This window comes from Aeribacillus sp. FSL K6-1121, from assembly GCF_038003725.1.
Lineage (GTDB): Bacteria > Bacillota > Bacilli > Bacillales > Aeribacillaceae > Aeribacillus > Aeribacillus composti.
The window spans coordinates 1,557,644-1,579,508 of the sequence record NZ_JBBOPS010000001.1; the positions used below are offsets into that span (position 1 = coordinate 1,557,644).

20 protein-coding genes, 3 pseudogenes and 1 CRISPR repeat array are annotated in these 21,865 nt (G+C 38.1%); of the genes and pseudogenes, 7 read left to right on the forward strand and 16 right to left on the reverse strand.

What is annotated here, in order from left to right:
• Positions 1-40: 40 nt before the first annotated feature.
• From NSQ61_RS07660 to NSQ61_RS07720, 13 genes and pseudogenes are all read right to left on the reverse strand, one after another.
• Positions 41-1,345, reverse strand: coding sequence for an MATE family efflux transporter (locus NSQ61_RS07660; protein WP_340806613.1), 1,305 nt, complete (start codon positions 1,343-1,345; stop codon positions 41-43).
• 11 nt (positions 1,346-1,356) lie between these two features.
• Complete coding sequence (locus NSQ61_RS07665; RefSeq protein WP_063388255.1) at positions 1,357-2,130, reverse strand: ABC transporter ATP-binding protein; 774 nt, start codon at positions 2,128-2,130, stop codon at positions 1,357-1,359.
• 91 nt (positions 2,131-2,221) lie between these two features.
• Entirely contained in the window at positions 2,222-3,016 is a 795-nt protein-coding gene (locus NSQ61_RS07670; RefSeq protein WP_340806617.1) for an ABC transporter ATP-binding protein, read from the reverse strand.
• Positions 3,017-3,028: 12 nt separating this feature from the next.
• Positions 3,029-3,841, reverse strand: a complete 813-nt coding sequence (gene nikC / locus NSQ61_RS07675; protein ID WP_340808073.1) for a nickel transporter permease — start codon at positions 3,839-3,841, stop codon at positions 3,029-3,031.
• Positions 3,842-3,843: 2 nt separating this feature from the next.
• Positions 3,844-4,785, reverse strand: a complete 942-nt coding sequence (nikB, locus tag NSQ61_RS07680; RefSeq protein WP_066248451.1) for a nickel ABC transporter permease — start codon at positions 4,783-4,785, stop codon at positions 3,844-3,846.
• Positions 4,786-6,309, reverse strand: a complete 1,524-nt coding sequence (gene nikA / locus NSQ61_RS07685; RefSeq protein ID WP_063388259.1) for a nickel ABC transporter substrate-binding protein — start codon at positions 6,307-6,309, stop codon at positions 4,786-4,788.
• A 344-nt stretch (positions 6,310-6,653) separates the two neighbouring features.
• The gene (locus tag NSQ61_RS07690) at positions 6,654-7,520 is read right to left on the reverse strand and encodes an alpha/beta hydrolase (RefSeq protein WP_340806618.1); all 867 of its coding nucleotides are present in this window, start codon (positions 7,518-7,520) and stop codon (positions 6,654-6,656) included.
• A gap of 349 nt (positions 7,521-7,869) precedes the next feature.
• Positions 7,870-8,895: a FecCD family ABC transporter permease gene (locus NSQ61_RS07695; RefSeq protein WP_063388261.1), complete on the reverse strand. Its 1,026-nt coding sequence runs from the start codon at positions 8,893-8,895 to the stop codon at positions 7,870-7,872.
• Positions 8,888-9,895 (reverse strand): FecCD family ABC transporter permease, encoded by a 1,008-nt coding sequence (locus tag NSQ61_RS07700; protein ID WP_063388262.1) that lies wholly within the window; start codon positions 9,893-9,895, stop codon positions 8,888-8,890. Before NSQ61_RS07700 ends, NSQ61_RS07695 begins: the two co-directional genes overlap by 8 nt.
• Positions 9,896-9,915: 20 nt before the next feature.
• Positions 9,916-10,908, reverse strand: coding sequence for an ABC transporter substrate-binding protein (locus NSQ61_RS07705; protein WP_445659460.1), 993 nt, complete (start codon positions 10,906-10,908; stop codon positions 9,916-9,918).
• A 63-nt stretch (positions 10,909-10,971) separates the two neighbouring features.
• Positions 10,972-12,654: an AraC family transcriptional regulator gene (locus tag NSQ61_RS07710; protein ID WP_340806623.1), complete on the reverse strand. Its 1,683-nt coding sequence runs from the start codon at positions 12,652-12,654 to the stop codon at positions 10,972-10,974.
• A 608-nt stretch (positions 12,655-13,262) separates the two neighbouring features.
• A complete protein-coding gene (locus NSQ61_RS07715) occupies positions 13,263-13,463 on the reverse strand; it encodes a hypothetical protein (protein ID WP_130157852.1) in 201 nt (66 codons plus the stop codon).
• Between the two features lie 82 nt (positions 13,464-13,545).
• A CRISPR array of direct repeats spans positions 13,546-13,843; the repeat unit is 30 nt; unit sequence GTTTCAATTCCTTATAGTTAAGATAAGAAC.
• Between the two features lie 561 nt (positions 13,844-14,404).
• A pseudogene (locus tag NSQ61_RS07720) lies at positions 14,405-15,552 on the reverse strand (IS3 family transposase).
• Between the two features lie 201 nt (positions 15,553-15,753).
• Between NSQ61_RS07720 and NSQ61_RS07730 the strand changes: the two are divergent.
• Both NSQ61_RS07730 and NSQ61_RS07735 read left to right on the forward strand, forming a co-directional pair.
• Positions 15,754-16,071 carry a hypothetical protein gene (locus NSQ61_RS07730; RefSeq protein ID WP_066248435.1) on the forward strand — a complete coding sequence of 106 codons (318 nt, stop codon included), beginning with the start codon at positions 15,754-15,756 and terminating at the stop codon, positions 16,069-16,071.
• A 543-nt stretch (positions 16,072-16,614) separates the two neighbouring features.
• The gene (locus NSQ61_RS07735; RefSeq protein ID WP_130158926.1) at positions 16,615-16,890 is read left to right on the forward strand and encodes a hypothetical protein; all 276 of its coding nucleotides are present in this window, start codon (positions 16,615-16,617) and stop codon (positions 16,888-16,890) included.
• A 183-nt stretch (positions 16,891-17,073) separates the two neighbouring features.
• Here NSQ61_RS07735 and NSQ61_RS20235 read toward each other — a convergent pair.
• From NSQ61_RS20235 to NSQ61_RS07750, 3 genes and pseudogenes are all read right to left on the reverse strand, one after another.
• A pseudogene (locus NSQ61_RS20235) lies at positions 17,074-17,497 on the reverse strand (transposase); the annotation flags it as partial.
• A 24-nt stretch (positions 17,498-17,521) separates the two neighbouring features.
• Positions 17,522-17,599, reverse strand: a pseudogene (locus tag NSQ61_RS20240) (helix-turn-helix domain-containing protein); the annotation flags it as partial.
• Positions 17,566-17,991 carry a helix-turn-helix domain-containing protein gene (locus NSQ61_RS07750; RefSeq protein WP_340806630.1) on the reverse strand — a complete coding sequence of 142 codons (426 nt, stop codon included), beginning with the start codon at positions 17,989-17,991 and terminating at the stop codon, positions 17,566-17,568. The pseudogene NSQ61_RS20240 and the gene NSQ61_RS07750, both read right to left, overlap by 34 nt.
• A gap of 880 nt (positions 17,992-18,871) precedes the next feature.
• Between NSQ61_RS07750 and NSQ61_RS07755 the strand changes: the two genes are divergently transcribed.
• From NSQ61_RS07755 to NSQ61_RS07775, 5 genes are all read left to right on the forward strand, one after another.
• Complete coding sequence (locus tag NSQ61_RS07755) at positions 18,872-19,531, forward strand: hypothetical protein (protein ID WP_340806631.1); 660 nt, start codon at positions 18,872-18,874, stop codon at positions 19,529-19,531.
• A 2-nt stretch (positions 19,532-19,533) separates the two neighbouring features.
• Positions 19,534-19,785: a hypothetical protein gene (locus NSQ61_RS07760; RefSeq protein WP_066249310.1), complete on the forward strand. Its 252-nt coding sequence runs from the start codon at positions 19,534-19,536 to the stop codon at positions 19,783-19,785.
• Positions 19,786-19,901: 116 nt separating this feature from the next.
• A complete protein-coding gene (locus tag NSQ61_RS07765) occupies positions 19,902-20,570 on the forward strand; it encodes an IS3 family transposase (RefSeq protein WP_340806632.1) in 669 nt (222 codons plus the stop codon).
• Positions 20,571-20,889: 319 nt separating this feature from the next.
• A complete protein-coding gene (locus tag NSQ61_RS07770) occupies positions 20,890-21,153 on the forward strand; it encodes an HNH/ENDO VII family nuclease (RefSeq protein WP_199757337.1) in 264 nt (87 codons plus the stop codon).
• Between the two features lie 40 nt (positions 21,154-21,193).
• Positions 21,194-21,661, forward strand: a complete 468-nt coding sequence (locus NSQ61_RS07775; RefSeq protein ID WP_144597891.1) for an SMI1/KNR4 family protein — start codon at positions 21,194-21,196, stop codon at positions 21,659-21,661.
• Positions 21,662-21,865 lie beyond the last annotated feature (204 nt).

Consider the following 21,865-nt stretch of genomic DNA (forward strand, 5'->3'; position numbering starts at 1 on the left):
CAATCGTTTGATAGACTCAGCACTTAAGATCACCGGCACCTCATTTTTTGAATAAAGTTCTGTTTAATGCTGGAACATACATAGCTAAAAACACAGACCGACCGAGGCTGAAAACAATAAAAGCAAGCCACAAACCGTGGTTATAATACATCGGAATCAAAATGAAAAGACAAACAATATATACTGCAAGAGAAATCAGCATGGAATTGCGAATCGGATTGGTCATGGTCGCTCCTGTAAAAACACCGTAGAGAATTAAACCGAAGCTTGCCGCAAGTGGAAATATCGTGACCCAAATACTGTAGGAGCTGGCCAGTTCGATCACATTCTGATTTTTCGTAAAAACAGGAATGATCGAATCTTTAAACAGTATATAAATAAGCATCATAAACAAGGGGGAAATTATCGCCCATTGCCCTGTCAACGATAAAGTGCGTTTATACAAAGCTTCATCCTTTGCACCGACAGCTTTTCCGACGAGAATACTGTTGGCATTGGCAAATCCGTCTAAAAAGTACGCCATGATGTAATGAATTTGAATGAGAACGGCATTGGCTGCCAGTATTTCGGTACCAAAAGAGGCACCTCTCGCTGTAAAAAGATTAAACACGGTTAACAAACAAATCGTGCGAATAAGCAAATCCCGATTGACCGCCATCATCTTCTTAAATTCTCCTGCATTCCACAGCTCGCTGCTAGGAATGGAGAAAAGGCGAAGATCGGAAGACTTTAACACGATATACATTCCAATGAGAAATGCAGCCACTTCTGAAATCAATGTAGCGGCAGCTACACCATTCACATCTTGATGAAAAACGTTCACAAACAACAAATCAAGTACAACATTTAATAGATTCATAAATACTTGTAAAAATAGCGAAATTTTAACACGAGACATTCCCATGAGCCATCCTAGAATGACGTAATTCGCCAGCGTAAACGGGGCTCCCCAAATGCGGATCGAAAAATATTCGTCCGTGAAAGTCATGACTTTCTCATCCGGATGAATAAGCGTTAATGCGATATGCTTCATCGGCCATTGAACGAGGATAAATAGAATGCCGACGGCTAACGCAATGAGGAACGGTCTTACGAAATATAAAAAACATTGCTTGGCATCTTGCGCACCATAAGCTTGTGCGGCAAAGCCGGACGTACTGACCCGCAAAAAGCCAAACAACCAATACATCGTATTAAAAATCATCGTCCCTACAGCTACGCCGCCAATATACGCTGGATCAGGAAGCTGTCCCACTACTGCCGTATCGACAGCTCCTAATAACGGGGTGGTGATCGTTGAAATGATAAGCGGAATCGCCAAAGATAGATAAGTTCGGTGAGTCATTATTATCCCCCTTAACCTTCAAACAAGTGAATGAGCATTTTTGTATATGGGTGGCGGGCTTGAGAGAATATATCATTCTTTTGAAAGCAGTCAATAAAAGCCCCATCTTTCATTACCAAAATGCGCTCGCTTAAAAAATGAACCGACGGGAGATCATGGGAAATAAATAGATAGGATAATTCCAATTGTTTTTGCAGCTCCTTTAAAAGAGTTAATATTTGCCCTTGTGTATAGACATCTAAGCTTGCTGTCGGTTCATCTAAAATGATCAAAGACGGCTGGATGCTAATCGCACGAGCAATGGCAACACGTTGTTTTTGCCCTCCGCTTAACTCGTGGGGATAGCGATAAAGATAGCGGTCCGCCATCCCAACCATCTCTAATAGCCGCTTTGCGCATAATTCACGGTGCTCTCTTACATCCTGCAAATAAATGGGGCAGATATTACGATGTGTATCTAATGCCTCCATGACAGAATCGATGATCTTTCGTTTTGGATTTAAAGCCGCTGCCGGATTTTGAAACACCGCTTGCATACAATGGCGAATTTTTCGAATTTCTCTTTTAGTCATTTTATGCAATGGTTGGTCATGTAAAAAAATTTCGCCTTCGCTTATTTTTTCTAACATAAGCAAGCAGCGCGCCAATGTACTTTTCCCGCTGCCGCTTTCACCGACAAGCCCGACGCATTCGCCTTTTTGTATCGATATCGACACCCCGTTGACTGCTTGATGACCTGAAGCATAAATTTTTTTGATATTTTTGGCCAATAATAGATCTGCCATTATGACATATTCCTTTCCATTGCAAAATCCAGTTTAACAGGCGAGGCAATACGCCTAATCGCTGGTACAACGCTGAATGACCGCTCGGCCTTCACGTGATCACTTCATGCATTTTATTCGGCAAGGTTGGAGCGGCACTCAATAATTGCTTGGTATAAGGATGACGAGGATGGTGAATAACATTTGTTTTCGTCCCTGTTTCGACAATCTCCCCTTTCTTCATTACTGCAACAGTATCGGAATATTTCCTAGCAAGCCTCAAATCATGTGTAATAAATAATATTGCACAATTGATTTTCTCTTTGATATTCGCGATGACCTCTAACACATGTGCTGCTGTCATACTGTCAAGCGCAGTGGTAGGCTCATCAGCAATAAGCAATTTCGGATTCAGCATAATGGCCATAGCAATGGATGCACGCTGCAGCTGTCCGCCACTTAATTGAAAAGGGTAACTATTGTAGACGCGTTTTGCAGGGAGTTGTACGTCTTCCAATGCTTGAAAAGCGATTTCTTTTCTTTCGTTTTTAGTTAAAGAACAATGAGTTTGGATCATTTCATCCATTTGCTTACCGATTTTTATAAAAGGAGTAAACGAGCCTTGATAGTCTTGGAAGACATAAGATATTTCTTTTCCCCGTAAATTCTGAAATTCTTTTTTCGATAAATGAGTCATATCCTTGTTGTCAAACTGAATATGCCCGGTGGCTATCCACATTTCTTTCGGCAGAAGCCCTCCAATCGCAGAAGCTGTGATGCTTTTGCCGCTGCCGCTTTCGCCAATTAATGTAAACCATTCTCCTTTTCTGGCAGTTATATTCACATTTTCAACAATCGGCTTATTTCGAAAATTAATTTGCATTTGATCAATAGTTAATAATGACATACCATCTCCCCTTTATCCTTTTACATCAAAACGGTCTCGCAATACATCACCAGCTAAATTAGAAACTAGAACAGTAAACATAATGGCAATTCCAGGAATAAACATTAAATATGGCGAGGTGTGAAAATATGGTGTACTTTCGTTCAACATCGCCCCCCATTCAGGAGTTGGCGGCTGCGCTCCTAAGCCGATGTAAGATAAGGAAGCGATCAACAAAATAATTTTTCCAAGATCCAACGTCGCTAAAACGAACACATTTCCCACGACATGGGGCAGCAAATGCTTACGGATAATTTGAAATGTGCTTAAACCATTGACAACCGCCATTAAAATGTAATCTTTTTCTTTCTCAGATAACACCGTGCTGCGGACAAGCCGCACATAGCTTCCCCATTTCGCTACAACGATTGCAAAAATTAAATTTAACATACCGGGGCCTAAAATACCGCTCAGTACAATTGCGACAATAAAATCAGGGAAAGCTAGAAAAGCGTCTATGATTCTCATCAAATAACGATCGAAACGGCCTCCGACAAATCCTGAAAACATGCCTAACGGAACGCCGATCAACAAAACAATGCCCAATACGAGAATACTCGTTCCGACCGTTACTTGCCCTCCCGCTAGGATGCGAGAAAATAAGTCTCGCCCCAAATAATCCGTTCCGAAAAAATGCTCCGCATTTGGTTTCAGCAGACGTTCATTCATATTGATTTGCAACGGATCATATGGAGCAAGCAGCGGAGCTGTCAAGATGACAAGAAAAAAGGCAAATAGTATAAAAAGAAGCGTTCGTGAGTGCGTCCAATACATTTGTCTAAACATTTTCAACGTCTCTCTACTCCTTTTAAACGTATCTCAGGGTTTAAATAACGGCAGCAAATATCAACGAAGATATTAATCAAGACAATCAAAATCGTAATAAACAATACATACCCTTGAATGACCGGGTAATCCCGGCGAATAATCGCATCTACCACCATTTTTCCAATTCCCGGGTATGCAAACAGTACTTCAATGACAACTGTGCCGCTTATTAAACTCCCAAGACTCATACCAAAAATCGTTATGACAGGAATTAAAGAACGGCGGAAAACGTGGAATAAAAATATCCGTTTTTCGCTAATCCCTCTTGCCCTTGCCGCTTTCACATAGTCCTCATTCAAGCTTTCTAGTAAACTGGAACGCAGCAATCTGACATAAACAGCTGACATCGCGATTCCTAACGTAAGGGATGGCAGGATGACGTGTTGAATCGTTCCCTTTCCCATGCTTGGCAATATCCCTAATTGAACGGCAAATAATTCAATGAAAAGGAGCCCCAGCCAAAAGCTGGGGATGGATGAACCGACTAGTGCAAACAAACGGCATATATGGTCCACCCATTTATTTTTATAGAGTGCAGATAGAGTGCCTAAAGGAATAGAAATCAGAATCATTACGATTAAAGAAGTGCATGTGAGCGTAATGGTCGCAGGAAACCTTGATAACAACTCAGAAACTACCGGCTGCTTTGTTATATAGGAATGGCCTAAATCAAACTCGAAAAATCGTTTCAACCAATACCAATATTGAACGTATATAGGTTCATGTAACTTCAGTTCTTCTCTTAGCGCTTCAATTTGTTCTTTCGTAACGGACACTTCATCTACTTGAAGCATCTGTTTGACAGGATCGCCAGGTGCTAGTTTTATAAATATAAAACTAATGAAAGACAGCAGAAGTAAAAATATGATGAACTCTATGAATCGTTTCGCTACTTGAATCATTTACCCTTCCACATCCAAATCTTTTGTTAACATATAATACTCGCTTTTACTAGTTACCCAATTTTTTACTCCGTCACGATAGGCAACAATAATATTTGGATGTACGATAAAGGAATGGAGAGTCTTCTGATCAATGATTTTTAATGCTTTCTTCGCCAAATTGTTCCGTTCGTTCACGTCTACCGTTTGGTTCAATTGTTGAATGCTAGCTGTTAATTCTGGATGGTTAATACTCGCGTAGTTCAGCGCACCGTTCGGCATGTATGTCGCATTCAAAAAGTATGCCGCATCTCCGCGCGGAGCCGTCACACTGCTGTATGTAGCAAAATCCCAATCATCATTGGCCGCTAAATACTCATCAATATTTTCCACTTGCTGAATCGACATCTCTATGCCAAGTTCCTTCGCCTTTGATTGGAGAATTTGTACAATTAAAGGAAGTTCAGGACGCGATGCGTATGTTAGCACTTTAAGCCGAACGGCCTTTCCGTCTTTCGTAACTTTTCCGTCTTCTACTTGAAAGCCTGCGTTACTAAAATACTGTTTCGCCGCCTCTATTCCGCTTTCCTTTTCTTCATAGGATGGCGCAAACGGAGAACCAGCCAAAAAAGGACCTTTCGCTTCAACGGCATGTCCATTTAAAATATGTTCAACAATTTCCTTCCGATCTATTAAAGCATCCATCGCCTTGCGCACATTTTCATCTTTCATATAGGAGCTCTTCATATTATAAAACAGCTGATGTGTACGCAAACTTGGAACTGATTCTATTTTTACATTTTCTTCTTTTAATTTTTCAAGATTTTCTACCGGCGGTCTAAAAATAATGTCCGCATCTCCTGATTGAAGCGCCATTTTCCGTGCATTGGCATCCTCATTGAAAGCAAATGTTGCTTTTTCAAGCTTTGCTTTGCCATCCCAATACTTTTCAAATCGTTCGACCTTCAGCTCTACCCCAGGCTCAAAAGAAGAAATTTTAAATGGCCCCGTACCGATTGGCCTTTTATCAATATCTTTTTCATCAACATCGACGATCGCTGTATTTGGATGTACGAGTTCTGAAGGAAATTGCGGGAATACTTCTTCCGTTTGAATCGTTAACAATTGACCATCGGCTTTCATTTTGCTGATTTTTAATGCCGCTTGAACAGATGGACTATCGTTGATTGCTCTTTCTAACGAGGCCTTCACCGCTTGAGCATCAACTTTTTTCCCATTATGGAATGTAACACCTTCTCTAATTTTAAACGTCCAGTTTTTCCCATCTTTACTTTTCCATTCTTCTGCAAGCCAAGGTTCAATTTTTTGCTGTTCACTAATTTTGACAAGCGTCTCTCCTACTCCCGCACGAACTATCGTATAGTTCGTGTCTAAATGCGGATCGAGCGTGTTGGTTGGAAAGTTAAAAAGCAATGTTAATTCTTTGCTGCTCTTCTCCTTTTCTTTTGAGGAAGACTGTGAGCATCCGACAAGCAAAAAAATTGTTGTTAAAAGTATTAATATGCTTTTAAAATATCGAAACATTTTCTCACCTTCCTAAATCGTAATGATTACTATTTTTATTTTCCTATCATACATATATTCGCTATTTTTGTAAATATTATTTCGAACAAAAATAATTCAAAATCACATATTTTTGAAATGTCCATTTATTTCTCGACATTCCCACTTCAAAAAATTGATGAGTTTCTTCCAAAAATTCCATGCTGAATCACATATAAGGCAAAATTAAAAGGCATGAGTCCGGTGTAATACCGAATTCATGCCCAAACAGTTGCCTAAATTTCCGTGTCTAACTTTTTGGGTTCAGTTCAAATTTTTGAAAAAAGTTCGCTCTCTTTATTAAGCATGATAAGAGCCTTGACAGATTATGTGCCCTGCTTTTCGCTTAGTGCAAACCTCACAGCACGGTTAATCAACGCCGGCAGCACGGACACATGGCCTTCATCCTCAAATTCTTTAAATTCCACGTGAAAATTGTTTTGATCGAGTCGTAATAGTCGTTCTGCAAGCTCTTTAGCGTTCGCATTCATGCCGCTTTTATGGAATTTTTCCAATTCTCCTACAGTGATTAATAATCGTATATGATGCTTATCATTTTCTAAACTAGAGATAAATTTTTGCTCTGCATCAAGTAGAAGCGATTTATTCCAATGAATGGACGGGCTGCCTGCGATATACGTATTGAAGGCGTACGGCTTTGTAAACAATGTTTGTAATACGAAGAGGCCGCCGAGTGAATGACCAAAAATCGCTTGTCTGTCTTTATCAATTTTGAACCTGCTTTCGATCAGCGGTTTAAGCTCCCCATCAATAAATTGCAAAAACTGTTCCGCTCCGCCATATTCTGGTCTGTCTGTCCCCTCTCGTCTCGAATACAATTCCGAAGCTGGCGGAGTCAGTGTAAAATCATAATAGCGTTCAGGAGAAAACGGTTTTTCGATATGGTAACCGATGCCGACTACTAGTGCTGGAACGATTCCTGTCCTTTCGGGCCGCCTTGATTGGATACGGACTGCCTCAAACATTGTTCCGAATATAGCATTAGCATCCAAGAAATAAATAACTGGAAAGCCTGAAGGAGGAGGAGGCACATCAGGTATACCAAGCAAAATTTTGTATTGCCGATTTTCTTTTGAACGTATTAAAAATTGTTCAGTACTCGGAATGTTAACTTCTCGGCCAGCAGTATCTTTGTCCATCACATCAGCTTGTTTATCTTTTTTCCTATGCATGGTTAAACGCCTCCATATCATTGATTGATATCATCGGGGCAAAAATTACAACCCTCCAAATGAACATTTCAACCTCTTTTCCAAAGCCGACAAACATATGTATTCGCAACTGGTACTCTATTCTCTGACGGGCAAAACGGGCTCTTCCTTCATTAAAACAACCTGATGGGTAGCCGATATTTTGAATGGATCACCTTCTATGGTTCATAAGACTTTACCTAGTATTTAAGACATCGCTTAGTAATGCCAAAATGGTGCTGAACGATGATTCTCATCTATATGAAAATAATTAGGTCAGATGATGCGGGATGACCTTTGAACTTATGAATCATTTACACAATTCCACGTTTCATTTTTTACTATCTTTAAATAATAAATAAATGAAATAAGGAACACCGATGATGGAAATGACAATCCCGACTGGCAATTCAGCTGGAGAAAAAACAGTTCTGGCAATATAATCGGAGACAATGACCATAAGCATGCCGACCGTTCCGCTGACGGGAATTAGCCAAAAATGATGGATTCCGACCAAACGCTTGGCGATGTGCGGTGCTATCAAACCGACAAATACAATGTTTCCAGCCACAGAGACACAAGCGCTCACAATTCCGATACTGCATAAAAGGAACACATTTTTTTCTTTTTCCGTACGAATTCCCAGTCCTATTGCTCTATCTTCTCCTAATTGAAGCAAGTCGAGTATATACGATTTTTTTATAATAATAGGAACTAATATGACGAGCCAAGGCAAAATAGAGACAATGTATTTCCAATTAGCATTCCATATACTTCCATTCAACCAAACTGTCGCCATTTCAAAATCCTGAGGGTTCATTTTCAAGGATAAAAACATAGACAAGGCCCCAAACCCAAATCCTATTGCAATTCCAACCAAAATCGCTCGTTCGGAATCTAGTTTTCCATTTCGCCATGAGAATAAATAAATCAATAGTGCTGAAGCCAGTCCGCCTATCCAACCAAACAGCGGCATTGCCAAAGTTGACAGCCATCCGCTTCCCGTTATTTGCCCTTCAAAAAAGAGCATAAAAATAACGATAGCGGCTCCTGCCCCTGAATTGATTCCTAAAACGCCAGGGTCTGCAAGTCCATTTCTGCTGATCCCCTGTAAGGTTGCACCCGCCACTGCGAAACCAAATCCAATCAATGAAGCTATTAAAATACGGGGCAAGCGAAATTCAAATATGACCAAATCATGCTCAGAATTGGGATCAACCCGCAGCAAAGTCTTTACTATATCGATAACTTTAATATCAAATTCACCGTTTGTTAAGCTGACATATATTGCAGCAAAAATAAAGACTATACTGATCAGCATCACTGTCCAAAATCGTCTCGCCATTTGTTTATGCATATGTTCCTCCTCCTCTCTTGTAAATTAAATAGAGGAAGAAAGGAACTCCGATTAGGGAAGTGACAACTCCAATAGGAGTCTCAAACGGGTAATTCAAAAATCTGCTTAAAATATCGGACAGTGCTAAAAAAATACCTCCAAGTACTCCGGCACAAGGAATAACCCACCTATAATCGATTCCAATTAAAAATCGGGTTATGTGCGGAATGATTAAACCAACAAATCCAATATTTCCTGCCAAGGCAACAGAAATACCAGTCAAAATGACGGTGCTGGCCATTGCTAACGCTTTGACCAACACCGTTTTCTGTCCTAAACTCACAGAAACTTCTTCACCTAAAGAAAGAATTGTGAGCGATTTGGAAATATAAAGAGCCATTATGATCCCGACAATTGCAAAAGGAATCGCAAGTTTTATTAGAAAGGGATCCATCTGATGCAGCCGGGCATTATACCAAAAACTGATGTTTTGCGATACTTGAAAATACGTTGACAAGGCAGCGGAAATACTGCTGAGAAACGTTCCAATAATAGTTCCGATGATCGCCATTCGAACGGGTGACATTCCGTTTGGCATAAGCGACGCCACGCCGAAGACGAAGCCAACAGCAATGGCTGAACCGAGTAGTGAAAATATTATCATGCTCAAAGATGATGCGTCCGGCATGAAAATCATGCAGAGTGTAATAGCGAAAACCGATCCGTCAGAAACTCCCAAAATCGAAGGGGAGGCAAGATAGTTCCTCGTCATTCCCTGCATGATCGATCCAGATATGGCCAAGAAAATTCCGATTAAAAGTGCTCCAATCGCTCTTGGCAAACGGGAATGTATTACAATTTGGTGATTTACATTTTCCGGATCAAAATGAAAGAACGCCTCCCAAACCGTTTCGAAATTTATATCTTTCGCTCCATAAAGTATAGATAATAGAACTATGAGCACAAACGCAATAGGCGAAGAACATAAAATGAGAATGGATATAGGAATCTTTAAGCGCATATTATGATTCCCGCCCTGCATCATTCATTTGCCAATTTTTCAGTCGCTGCTTTTAAGAATTGAATTTTACTCCATGCTGTACCGCCTTGTGCCAACGGATCCACAACGTTTACGAATACTTTGTCGTTTTTAACTGCATTAATGCTTTTCCAGATCGGATTCTTTTGCAATTCCTCTAGTGCTTTTGGATTCTCTTGGTTCTCATCCTCTGAAAATTGGACAAAGAGATAATCTGGATTCATTTCGCTAAATTTTTCTAACGAAATCACTTCCTGCGCTTTGGCATTTTGAATTTCTTCCGGTACGGTAAATCCTAAATCTTCGTATAACGAAGGGTTGAAAAATATATCTTTCGAATAGATCATAATATTACCGCTTCTAATACGAACGATAGCTACTTTTTTATCTTTGAACTTCTCGCCTATTTGTGCTTTCGCCTTTTCGAGGTCATCTTGATATTCCTTTAAAACTTTTTCTGCTAGATCCTGTTTTCCCGTAAGTTCAGCCAATAATCGCAGGTTATCTTCCCAATTTGTTGATATATGGGAAACCGGGATCGTGACAGCAATTTTCTCTAATTTTTCAATAACGTCTGGTTTAAACTTTGTCGTTGCGAAAATGACATCCGGTTTCAGCTTCAGGATCGATTCAATGTTTGGCTGTGCCTTCTCTCCAATCGAAACGGTTGAAGCTGTAATATCCTTGAACATTTCCGGGAACTTTCCCCCAACCGTGATGCCTCCAGCAGGCTCAACGCCCAATACGAGCGCATCCTCCATCGTTTCCATACTGCCGGTGATTACAATTTTTTCTACGTTTTTAGGAACTGTATATTCTTTGCCGAGGTAATTGATCGTTCTCGTTTCACTTGACTCAGCTTCCTTCTTCTGCTCCGTTTTACTGCTTGAATCTCCCCCTGCGCTGCTGGTTTGTTCCTTATTACCGCCGCAAGCCGCCAATAAAAGTATAATTAGCGTGATAAGTCCATAGTAAAGCAGTTTTCTTTTCATAATATAGAATGTCCTCCTATCATCTAATTGATAATAATTATCATTTTTAATTATAAAAAGTCTTTCTTATATATGACCATGGACAGTATCCAGAATTCTTTTTGGACGATTTCCAGAAAAAAGACTTACCATTTCGTCAATTATTCGTTCGTGCGCGCTGGCAGAATACTCCAGCCATGGATCTGAGGAAATGAAATAAACGCGATTATTACGAACTGCGCTCAATTCTTGCCATGGCAACGAATATTGCAAAGTTTTCCAATAAGCTAACGTTTCTTCTTCTTGGCGAATTAGCAAGAGAAGCCGAGCAGGATCTAATTCAATTAACTGATCTATTGTCATTCGTTCATCGCGGGCTAATTGATTGCAATCATACGCAGATGCCAGCTGCAAATCGTGAAATAAAATATCAGTAATACTCCGATTGCAATGAACATACAAATTCTGCTTGGAAATTCGTAAAATGAGGAAAGTATCGTCCTTCACTTTATTTTTCACCCATTCTCGTGCATGCTTTACTTTTCTGTCATAGTTTTTAAGCCAGTCCTCAGCTTCTTGCGTTTCACCTAAAAATTCAGCTGTCAGCAGCAGCTGTTCCCGCCAATTTTTCTCCTGCCACGGAATATAATAAATTGGAGCAACCCGAGATAATTTTTCTTTCTCCATTTCATCTAGATCATCCGTACTTATGACTACTTCAGGTTTTGCTTGAAGCAGCTTTTCGATGTTGGACTCCCATTTTTGCCCATTCCGATAAGCATTGAGATGGACAGAAATATCTGTACGATACTCCTTATAATAATAAGCGGTCCATTTCGGATGAAGCGGCGCAGCATACGGGATGATTTTAAGAGCCAGCAATTGACCGGTAATGGGAGAACGATAAGCAGCTATTTTACGGCGTCGTCTTTTCATATAATGTGTTGGTGTAACTCCAACCTGCTTCTTGAATTTGCGGCTAAAATAAAATTCATCGTTGTAGCCGATTTGATGGGCAATATCTTTTAGCTTGGCATGAGACTGTGCCATAAGCTGTTTTGCTTTATTGATCCGCAGCTCTGTCAAATAGTCGATAGCACTAATTCCGTACGTTTTTTTAAATAAATCGACAAAATATTTCGGACTGATTTTTGCGATTGCTGCCAATTGCTCGATGGACAAATTTTCATAATAATAATGGTCCATATAGTCCTTTGCCAGTTCAAGCGCTGCACACGATCCGTTATGTAAAAAAGATCGGCTTTTCAAAATAATATAGAGCAATTTTTGGAAAGTAAACTGACTGCGGAAGCGTTCCAGCTCGTCATCACTATCCCAATATTGAAAGATCGATTTGCACAATGAAGTGAGTTGATCAAAAGGGAACACTTGAATTTCACCTTGCAGAGAAAATAAACGTCCATCTTTCTCATTTACCATGCATTCATACCTTTGATCGGTTGATCGGAACACCTCAAACTTCAACAGGTAGATTTCTGTTTCATCGAGAGCCTGTATTTCACCTCCATAAGTCTCTCCAGGTATACACGCATACACATGATTTTGTTGAATCCGATACTCGGTTGTGCCCAGCGTCAATTGTCCATGTCCGTTCACCACAATGATAAGAACATGTGAGAAGGTTAGCTGTTGCTCAATTTGCAAATTTCCATTCCGTTTTAATAACTCAATATGTCGAAGTCTAAAAGACAAGTCATCTAAAGATAAATTATTCGAAGCCTCTTTCACAACAAAACTATGGCCACTCATCAGCTTCCACCTTCCTAATTAGTTGTATCTTTATGTCAACTAGCATGTTCATTTCTTTTCAAATATTGAAGGAACAGCAAGGAAAATATTTTAACACAAAGATTATAAATGATAATGATTATCATTATTGTTTATAATCATACCAAATTCTTCTCTTTTTTAAAAGTTAAATGACGAGACAGTTCTTTAGTCTTAATGTTTATCACTTTGGACTCAAGAATTCGATTTAGGAAACGCTAAAAACAAATTTGTTTCATATCGAAAAGCGCGAAAAAAAGAATCAACGCGTTGTGGCGTTGATTCACAGATTAGGTTCTTTTGCCAATTTGTTACTGATTGGTCCTTGCAATCATTACGGTTTTCATCACTCATATTTTCGCAATCATTCGCTCCACTTTAACATTTCTTACCCGAAGGATTTGTTAATGTATTATGAAAGAATACACACCAATTTAAATGATGTGTTTCCCTGACAATGCCAAAGCTTCGTTAAGATTAAACCAGCTGCTTTACAGCGCTGAATGTGAAATTCTGCGCGTTTTCCATCACAACTGCCCCAAGACCTATTGATACTTGTACGGGAAGCAGCCAGTAGAAAAAAGAGTCGTTCAAAGTTTTTTTAGCTCTGAAAGGATTTTTTCTAACTCTGCTTCGTCTAACTTCGGAGCTTCTACACACATTTTTTGGGCTTCCATATATTCATTAAACTCTTTTACTATGTCTTCCGGCGCTCCAGGCTTTAGGTGCCAGTTACCCGGTTCATCAACGAAGAAAGGACTTTTTGTAAATTTAGGTTCTTTACACGTCATTTCATGCGCTCCTTTGGTATTCGTCTAGCGCTCTTTCATAGCTTCACTTATTAGTAGACTAGCATATTTTCTTAGATACAGGGGCTTAATTCCTCATAGTTAAGATAAAAACCAGAAAAGTTTACATCAGGTATTACGGAATCAATGTTTCAATTCCTTATAGTTAAGATAAGAACTGAAGAAGTCAATATTCAAGCGGTGGTGGTTTTGGCGTTTCAATTCCTTATAGTTAAGATAAGAACGCTTACCAGATCCGCAACCGGACACAATTTATGTTGTGTGTTTCAATTCCTTATAGTTAAGATAAGAACTTTAGCAGGAACTTCTGACGAAGGTGACGAAATTATTTAGTTTCAATTCCTTATAGTTAAGATAAGAACCCCAAAAAACGTTGTTAAATAAGCATTTCATTTTTAATGCTTGACTGGTTATTTTTATTTTAACGAAAAGGGGAATTTTTATCAAATCTTTGATTTGCGTGGGCTCAATGGAGATTTAAAAGAGTCGTCGATCCCCTGGGATTTTTGCACGATTGGGGGTCGACGACTCTTTTTTATTTCCGTTTAAAACAGATTTCAAAGTTTGCCTGCCGACAATGAAATCCATGTTTTATCAACTATTTTACCTGACCCATCTGTTTTAATAAAGTAAACATCCGGCTCATTTTATATTCTAGGTTTATCCTTCTCATTCAATTGAAGGAAGAGTGAGACCATATTTAATATTTCATTCAGGAAAAATTGGTTTAGGTCTATTCGATCGGTTCCTACGATCTAAAATAAGAACATGATCTGATAAATGATTGGTATTTTTTACTTAAAATTCCCTTTTTTTCTTTCTGTTTACCAAAAGTTTCATATTTTCTCTTATAATGAAACAAAAAGCTGTTCCACATGTTGGAATCCATTTCGTTTCAATCGGAGGCATGAAGGCAGTGTATGTCAAGTATATCCCTTCTGAATGGGAAAAGACGAAGAAAGGTATTGGCGATCTGGTCGGTCTCGGTGTATGGGGCAAAGGTATGATTGATACTCAAAAATGGCTTGTTTCGCTTCTTTTCGCGTGCGGAATCGATTCAGATAAATACACTCTTTCTTGATGAGGCTATGAAACGACTCCATACAAGCATTGTCGTAACAGTTCCCACGTCTCGACATGCTCACTTGAAAATGATGTTCCTGTAAAAGTTGCTGATAGTCATTCGAAGCATATTGGCTCCCACGATCCGAATGATGAATCACTCGTCCCGTTGGTTTTTCGCTGTTTAGAGCCCGTTGTAACGCTTTGATGACTAACTCTTTCGTCATTCGTGTATCGATATACCATCCTACAATCTTACGAGTATATAAATCCATGATACTCGCTAAATACAACCAGCCTTCGTCGGTAGGAATGTACGTAATATCTGCCATCCATATTTCATTCGGAGCCGTTGCTTGGAAGTTCTGTTTCAATAGATTGGCATATACGTTGTAAGGATGGTTACTGTTCGTAGTGGCTTTGAATTTACGGACGGTAATGGATCTCAAGCCTTCTTCGCTCATGATGCGAGCGACCGTCTTTTGAGAAACACGAATCCCTTGTTTGCGTAGTTCTTGCGTAATTTTTGGGCTTCCGTAAATCTTACGGGACTTTAGATACTCATTTCGAATTTGTTGAGTGAGTTGTTCTTTTCGTTCTTTCTGTTTACTTTTCGCGCGCTTGAGCCAGTCGTAATACCCACTTCTTGAAACACCGAAAACTTGGCACATCTTCACAACAAGAAATTCATTATGATGTTGAAAAATGAAGGCGTAAATTACTTCTGGTTTCTGGTGAAGATGCCTAACGCCTTTTTTAGGATCGCTAATTCCTCCTCCAACTCTTGATTGCGACGGCGTAACTCGATGATTTCTTGATTTTGTGGCTTGATGTTGCCTGAACCTACAAAGCTTGTTCCATTGCTTTCTTTGTATTCTTTGACCCAACGATGAAGAGTGTTGTAAGCCAAACCTAGTTCTTTTGCCACTTGGGCGATGGACTTGTCCCCCTCCAAGCATAACTCAACAGCTTGAATCTTGTATTCTTGATCAAATGTTCTCTTTTTCATGATTGGACACCTCGAACCTATTGTAATTAAGTTTATTATAATCTCCCTGTTCTCCGTGTCCAATTTTTAGACTAACATCAAAGAGATTAATTAAGGATAACTTGTATGAGGGTACATTACCTAATGGTATAAGAATACAAATGAGATTAGATTCCGAGGGTAAAGTTAAGACGGCATATCCGATGTATTAGGGGGGGTATTATGAAATATGAAATTAGTTTTAAGAAGAATGATAAAGGATTGGAAGTAAACGTTCCGAGTTGTATTTCATCTGTAGCAATTCTTCTTATGGGGGATATTCAAAGCAATGGTGACCCATGGATAAATTTAATACACAAGGTTTTAAAAGGTGAATCTAGCTATGAGGAGTGTACGGGTAATAACTGTACGTTAGAAATTAAAAAGGACATCACCAAAATAATAGATAATTACAGTGAGGACGAAGAAGAATGCATAATTGAAACGATTGAACTAAAAAAAATTATAGAATTGTGGGTAAGAAAAATAAACAATATTTGAATAAAATAGTTATGCACCTTGATTGGCTATATGCCTTTCAAGGTTCTTTTTATTTAATGGTTTCGCTCTTAAAATAACTGAACATTAATTTCAGAGTTTATGATGGTTATACCTACATGGAGTTTGGCTGATATGCATGCTAAAGAGACGGATACCATTAATACCCTTAGATTGGATAAGAGAATCATTTACTGATGGTATTTATAGAACTGTAATTACAGAAGAAAATATTACGTTATATAGAACTTTTGGTGGTGGTGCAAAGGTTAATGGTTCATTTGTAACTACTAGCCCAGCTGGAATAGAATAAATGCTAAAATTAATACCGCTTTAGTACCGGATTGGAAAAATTCTAGACAATATGAAGCTGTTATAGAAGTACCGAAAGATCAAGTTTTAAATATTGGTAGGGGTGAAAAGCAATATACAAAAACAGGAGCATCATTAAAAGGTGATGGGGATCAAATACTACTACCACAAGGATGGCCATCAGAATGGATAAAGGAAATAAGAGAGGTTCCAAGTAGATAGGAGGAGGGTATAATGGATAATAAAAAGCAGTTAATCCAACAAATAAAAATTGTGTTAAATAATCTTGAACAAGATTATTGTAATAAAATAAAAAGTGGTGTTCTTCAACTTATATATAAAAGATATAAGAGTGCATTGGAAATATTAGAGAAAGATAAAGATATTAAAGCAATAAATATTATTGGCAGCATACGGGCTTATTTGGATAGTTATAGTGACTATGAAAATCCGTTATTAGAAGAATTGCATAAATCTGAAAAATTATATAAAGAATTATTAAAAAAGTAGATGTTAACAAGAGTAAGTTTCAAAACTTTAAACCTTGATTGGCAACCGGTATTTCAAGGTTTTTCTTTATTATTTGGGTTAAAAATAATTTGATCAAAGAGCTCATAAAGAAAAGCTTAAAAGAGGCTGTCCAAAAATGAACTGCCCCCTGTCAAGTAGACAGTAGAAATAATAAAAATATACCTAAGCGGCTTTAGCTCTATATTCCATGGGGCTAAGGCCGTTTAATCTTTTTTGATACCTTTCATAATGATAAAAGCGGATGTACTCATCCATCGCAAGAGCTAATTCTTCAAATGTCTGATACTTATGTAAATAATACTTCTCGCATTTAAAGCGTTCCCCAAAAAGATACCATTGGCCCATTATCAATACATCTGCCTACTCTTGACATACTTTGTGTCATCCCTGCTTGGTACGTTAACCATGAGAGGTATATTGGAACCCACGGTCACTATGAATAAGTGGATGCTCTCCATTTAAAAGTGCGGTGGCTTGATCCAACGTTTTGAATACAAGATGATGATGATTGGAATGTCCTAAAACATAGCTCACAATCGATCCATCATATAGCACTTAAATAGGCTTTCTTTGATGAACCATATTTTACTGCGACATCTTTTTTTCTTCCTCGTTTGTCTTTAAGCGCTTCTTCTCCACCATTTTCATACTTCTTCACCCATTGATATACTTGTTGATAAGAAACTTCATAAGTCTCTGCTTTTTTTTATAATCTTTTCCGTTCCCTAAACAATTAAGCACAATTTGTATCCGTTCATTCCAAGTCGTTTTTCTTCCTTTAGTCATAGAGCTTGTCTTTCCTTTCGACGTATCCTGTAAATCTCTATGGCTATTATACTTCTTAATCCATCGTTGAAGTACCGATCTACTAATACCATATGTCCTGACAATCTCGTACTGTGAGAACTCACTAGATAAATAATCTTTTACAGCTGCTTCCTTAAAACCTTTCCAAGAATTTGAACGTTCTAGACCCTCTATTCCAAATTCCTCAAATTCATTTATCCATTGCCTTAAAGAATATTTAGTAATTTGATGCCTTTTACAAAGCTCTTGATATAGTACATTCTCGGTTTTCATATGCAAGTAAAACTTCAAGTTTGAACTCTGTAGTATATTGCTTATACATAGAAAAACTCCCCTAAGGTAAAACAGATTTTTTATATTTTAATCTGTCTACCTTAAGGGGCATATCACTATCTGACTGCCCATCTTAGTTTCAATTCCTCATAGTTAAGATAAAAACAATGATTAAAATTTTCGTCGTGAACCTAGCAAAGTAGTTTCAATTCCTCATAGTTAAGATAAAAACCCCAAAAAATGTTGTTAAATAAGCATTTCATTTTTAATGCTTGACTGGTTATTTTTATTTTAACGAAAAGGGGAATTTTTATCAAACCTTTGATTTGCTTGGGCTCAATGAAGATTTAAAAGAGTCGTCGATCCCCGGGGATTTTTGCACGATTGGGGGTCGACGACTCTTTTTTATTTCTTTAAAACAGATTTCAAAGTTTTCCTTCCGACATTGAAATTCATGTTTTATCAATCATTTTACCTGATCCATCTGTTTAATAAAGTAAACATCCGGGCTCATTCCCTTCTCATTCAATTGAAGGAAGAGTGAAACCATATTTAACGTTTCATTCTGGAAAAATTGGTTTAGGTCTATTCGATCGGTTCCTACGATCTAAAATAAGAACATGATCTGATAAATGATTGGTATTTTTTACTTAAAATTCCCTTTTTTTCTTCCTGTTTGCAAAAAGTTTCATATTTTCTCTTATAATGAAACAAAAGCTGTTCCACATGTTGGAATCCATTTCGTTTCAATCGGAAGCATGAAGGCAGTGGATGTCAAGTATATCCCTTCTGAATGGGAAAAGACGAAGAAAGGTATTGGCGACCTGATCTGTCTCGGTATATGGGGCAAAGGCATGATTGATAAGAAATCCTGCACCATTTGAAAAACAAAAGCGCAAATAGTGCACTGAAAGCCGGTCGGTTCTTAGACAACGCCCTGACCAATCTGAAAAATTCAATCCCTGACCGGCAAATGGGATTTGCCATGGAAGGGATTGAGAACGTTAAAGTTCCACCCGAAAACACCAATGGATTGGAGAATAAAGTTCGAGCTTATCTGAGTGAGAAGACGGGGTTAAATCTAGGTGAAGGTAAAGCAGGCAACGATGGCGTTGAACTTGGCACTAAGGGTACGGGTAATGTACAAACTGGTGGCAGGGAACTTTCAATTGATGAATATCTAAAGCAACTTGATAAAGCAGAAGAGATGTATGAATCTTTTAGAAAATCCAAAACTGATGTCCAGTCTATCGCTAAAAACACAGGAATGACCGAACAGAGAATACAAAGAATTAAGGAGCATTTATTTATCAAAGAGCACATAAAAGAACATGGAATTGGACGCTTTGATCCAGATTATCAAATTGCGCAAGCTTGGGATAGACTTCAAAAAGGTACTTATATCAAGAATGATATTGATTTGTTAAATCATGAACTTTTTGAATCAAAATTTGAAGGAATATTCAAAACGGATTACAGGATCGCACATGATAAAACAATTGAATCTGGGCGTCCGTGGTATCCACCAGAGGAGGAGTAAAATTGGCTTCGTATGTTTTATTATTAAAAGAATATGAAGATGATGAAACTGTGGTTTACAAATTCGGACCTAATGAAGAGATTATGGGTAAAATTGAGTTAAATAAAATAACTAGGAAGTTTTCAGAGTTAGAAAGTTTACCAGATCAAAATATTCCCTCTAAGTTTTATTTTGATCGAGCTGCTCAAAGATTGGCAGTTTGCCTTGTAAGAGAAGGTGGCATATTTCCAGAAAGAACAGCTTTTGAGTCATAGTAGCTACAAAAAACCTTGATGGGTAGGATTGAAGTGACCCAGTAAAATGGGACAAGGAAAAAATACCTCCTGAATCGAATGTATAACTTACTTCGATTTGTGGAGGTGTTTTACTTATGGGGACAAGAGTTCATTATCCAAAGGAGATCAAGTGGAAAGCTATCGAGATGAAACAAGCAGGGTATACCAACCGAGAAATTATGGAGACGTTAGGGATTAAAAATAAACGTCAAAATTGGATCAATGGAGAAAGTAAAATCATCGTACCGAATCGTTTAAACCGTGATTTTACGGCTTCTCAACCAAATGAAAAGTGGGTAACGGATATCACTTATTTGCCGTTTGGTACTTCGATGCTTTACTTGTCAACCATTATGGATTTATACAATCATGAGATTATTGCCTATCAAATCAGCGACCGACAGGATGTTCAGCTAGTGTTAAAGACACTAGAAATGGCCGTAAAAGAGCGACAACCAAAACAAGTGTTATTCCATAGCGATCAAGGGGCGGTCTATACGTCTTATGCTTTTCAACATTTAGCCAAAGAAAAAGGCATTACCACGAGCATGTCCCGCAAAGGAAACTGCCATGATCATGCCGTAATAGAATCGTTTCATTCTTCATTAAAGGCTGAAACATTCTATTCACAAGAAAAACAACATCTCACTAACTCTAGTGTAAAACAAATGGTTCAGAATGACATCTATTATTATAATCAAATTCGAATTCAGGCCAAATTAAACTACCTGTCACCTATTGAGTTCAGGAAACAGGCAGCATAGGTGTTTTTTCTGTGCCTCAAATAGGTGGGTCAGTCCAGATCCTTTCAAGGTTTTTCTTTATTATTTGAGTTAAATAATTTGCTCATAAAGAAAAGCTTAAAAGCCATTCTCACTGCTGAAAATGGCTTTTTGCTTATGTTACTTTATTATGAACAAACCTGTCTATTTCAGCCCCAATTTTTGCCCAACGTAAATTTTGTTTACGTCTTTTAGTTTGTTCCAAGATTTATTGTGCAACCGTGCTACCGTATTTAACAGCCAATTCGGAAACGGTATCCCCTTTTTTGACGGTGTGGTATTTTTTGGATGATCCACTACTATGAAAGATGCGCGTGGTAGAACTAACCTTGAAAGAATGGAAAAGGGGTTAGCACCGTTAGGTTCAGATCGAAAGCCTATAAATCTCCATCACATGACACAAAGAAATGAAAGTTCTATTGCTGAGGTTACACAAACATTTCACAATGAAAATAGTAAGATAATCCACATTAATCCTAATACTATCCCTAGTGGGATTAACAGGAATGAATTTGATAAATGGCGCAAAGATTATTGGAAACATAGAGTTAGTGATTTTAAATAGTTCGAGGAGAAAATTAAAGTATATAGAGGGAGGGAAAAATATGAGTATGGAAGCATATAATCAAGCTAAAAAAATTATTTTGTCTAATGCAGAACTAAGTGATTTTGTGGGTCCCCGCTCAAGAGAATTAATTATTCAAGCAGAAGAAAAACTTGGGTTAAAGTTCACAGGTTCATATTTGGATTTTCTGTTGTCTTTTGGTGCGGGTAACTTTGGTTCTCAAGAGATTTTCGGGATAATTAGTAGCGATTTTGAAAATTCTTCAGTTCCAGATGCAATATGGTATACTTTAACAGAGAGAAGAGAGAGTAATTTGCCAAATAATTTATTAATAATTCACGATACAGGAAGTGATGAAGTTTTTTGCTTAGACTTTAACAAGATTGATAATAATGAACCTAAGGTTGTCTCATTTTTTCCAGGAGTTGACTTAGACAAACAAAAGTATGAAATAATTGCAAATGATTTCGGGGATTTCTTATTAGATTTAGTTAAACGTGAGCTATAACCTATATTACCTCGATTGGCTATAAGCCTTTCAAGTTTTTTTATTAGTTATAGTTAACCCAATATTAACTTCAGAGCCCATGATGGTTCTACCTACATGGAGTTTGGCAGATATGCATGGTAAAGCGACTAAACCATTAATACCCTTCGAGTACACTTTAAAACACGTGAGAACGCATTCTCGTGGCGAGAAAGTGGGGGTAAG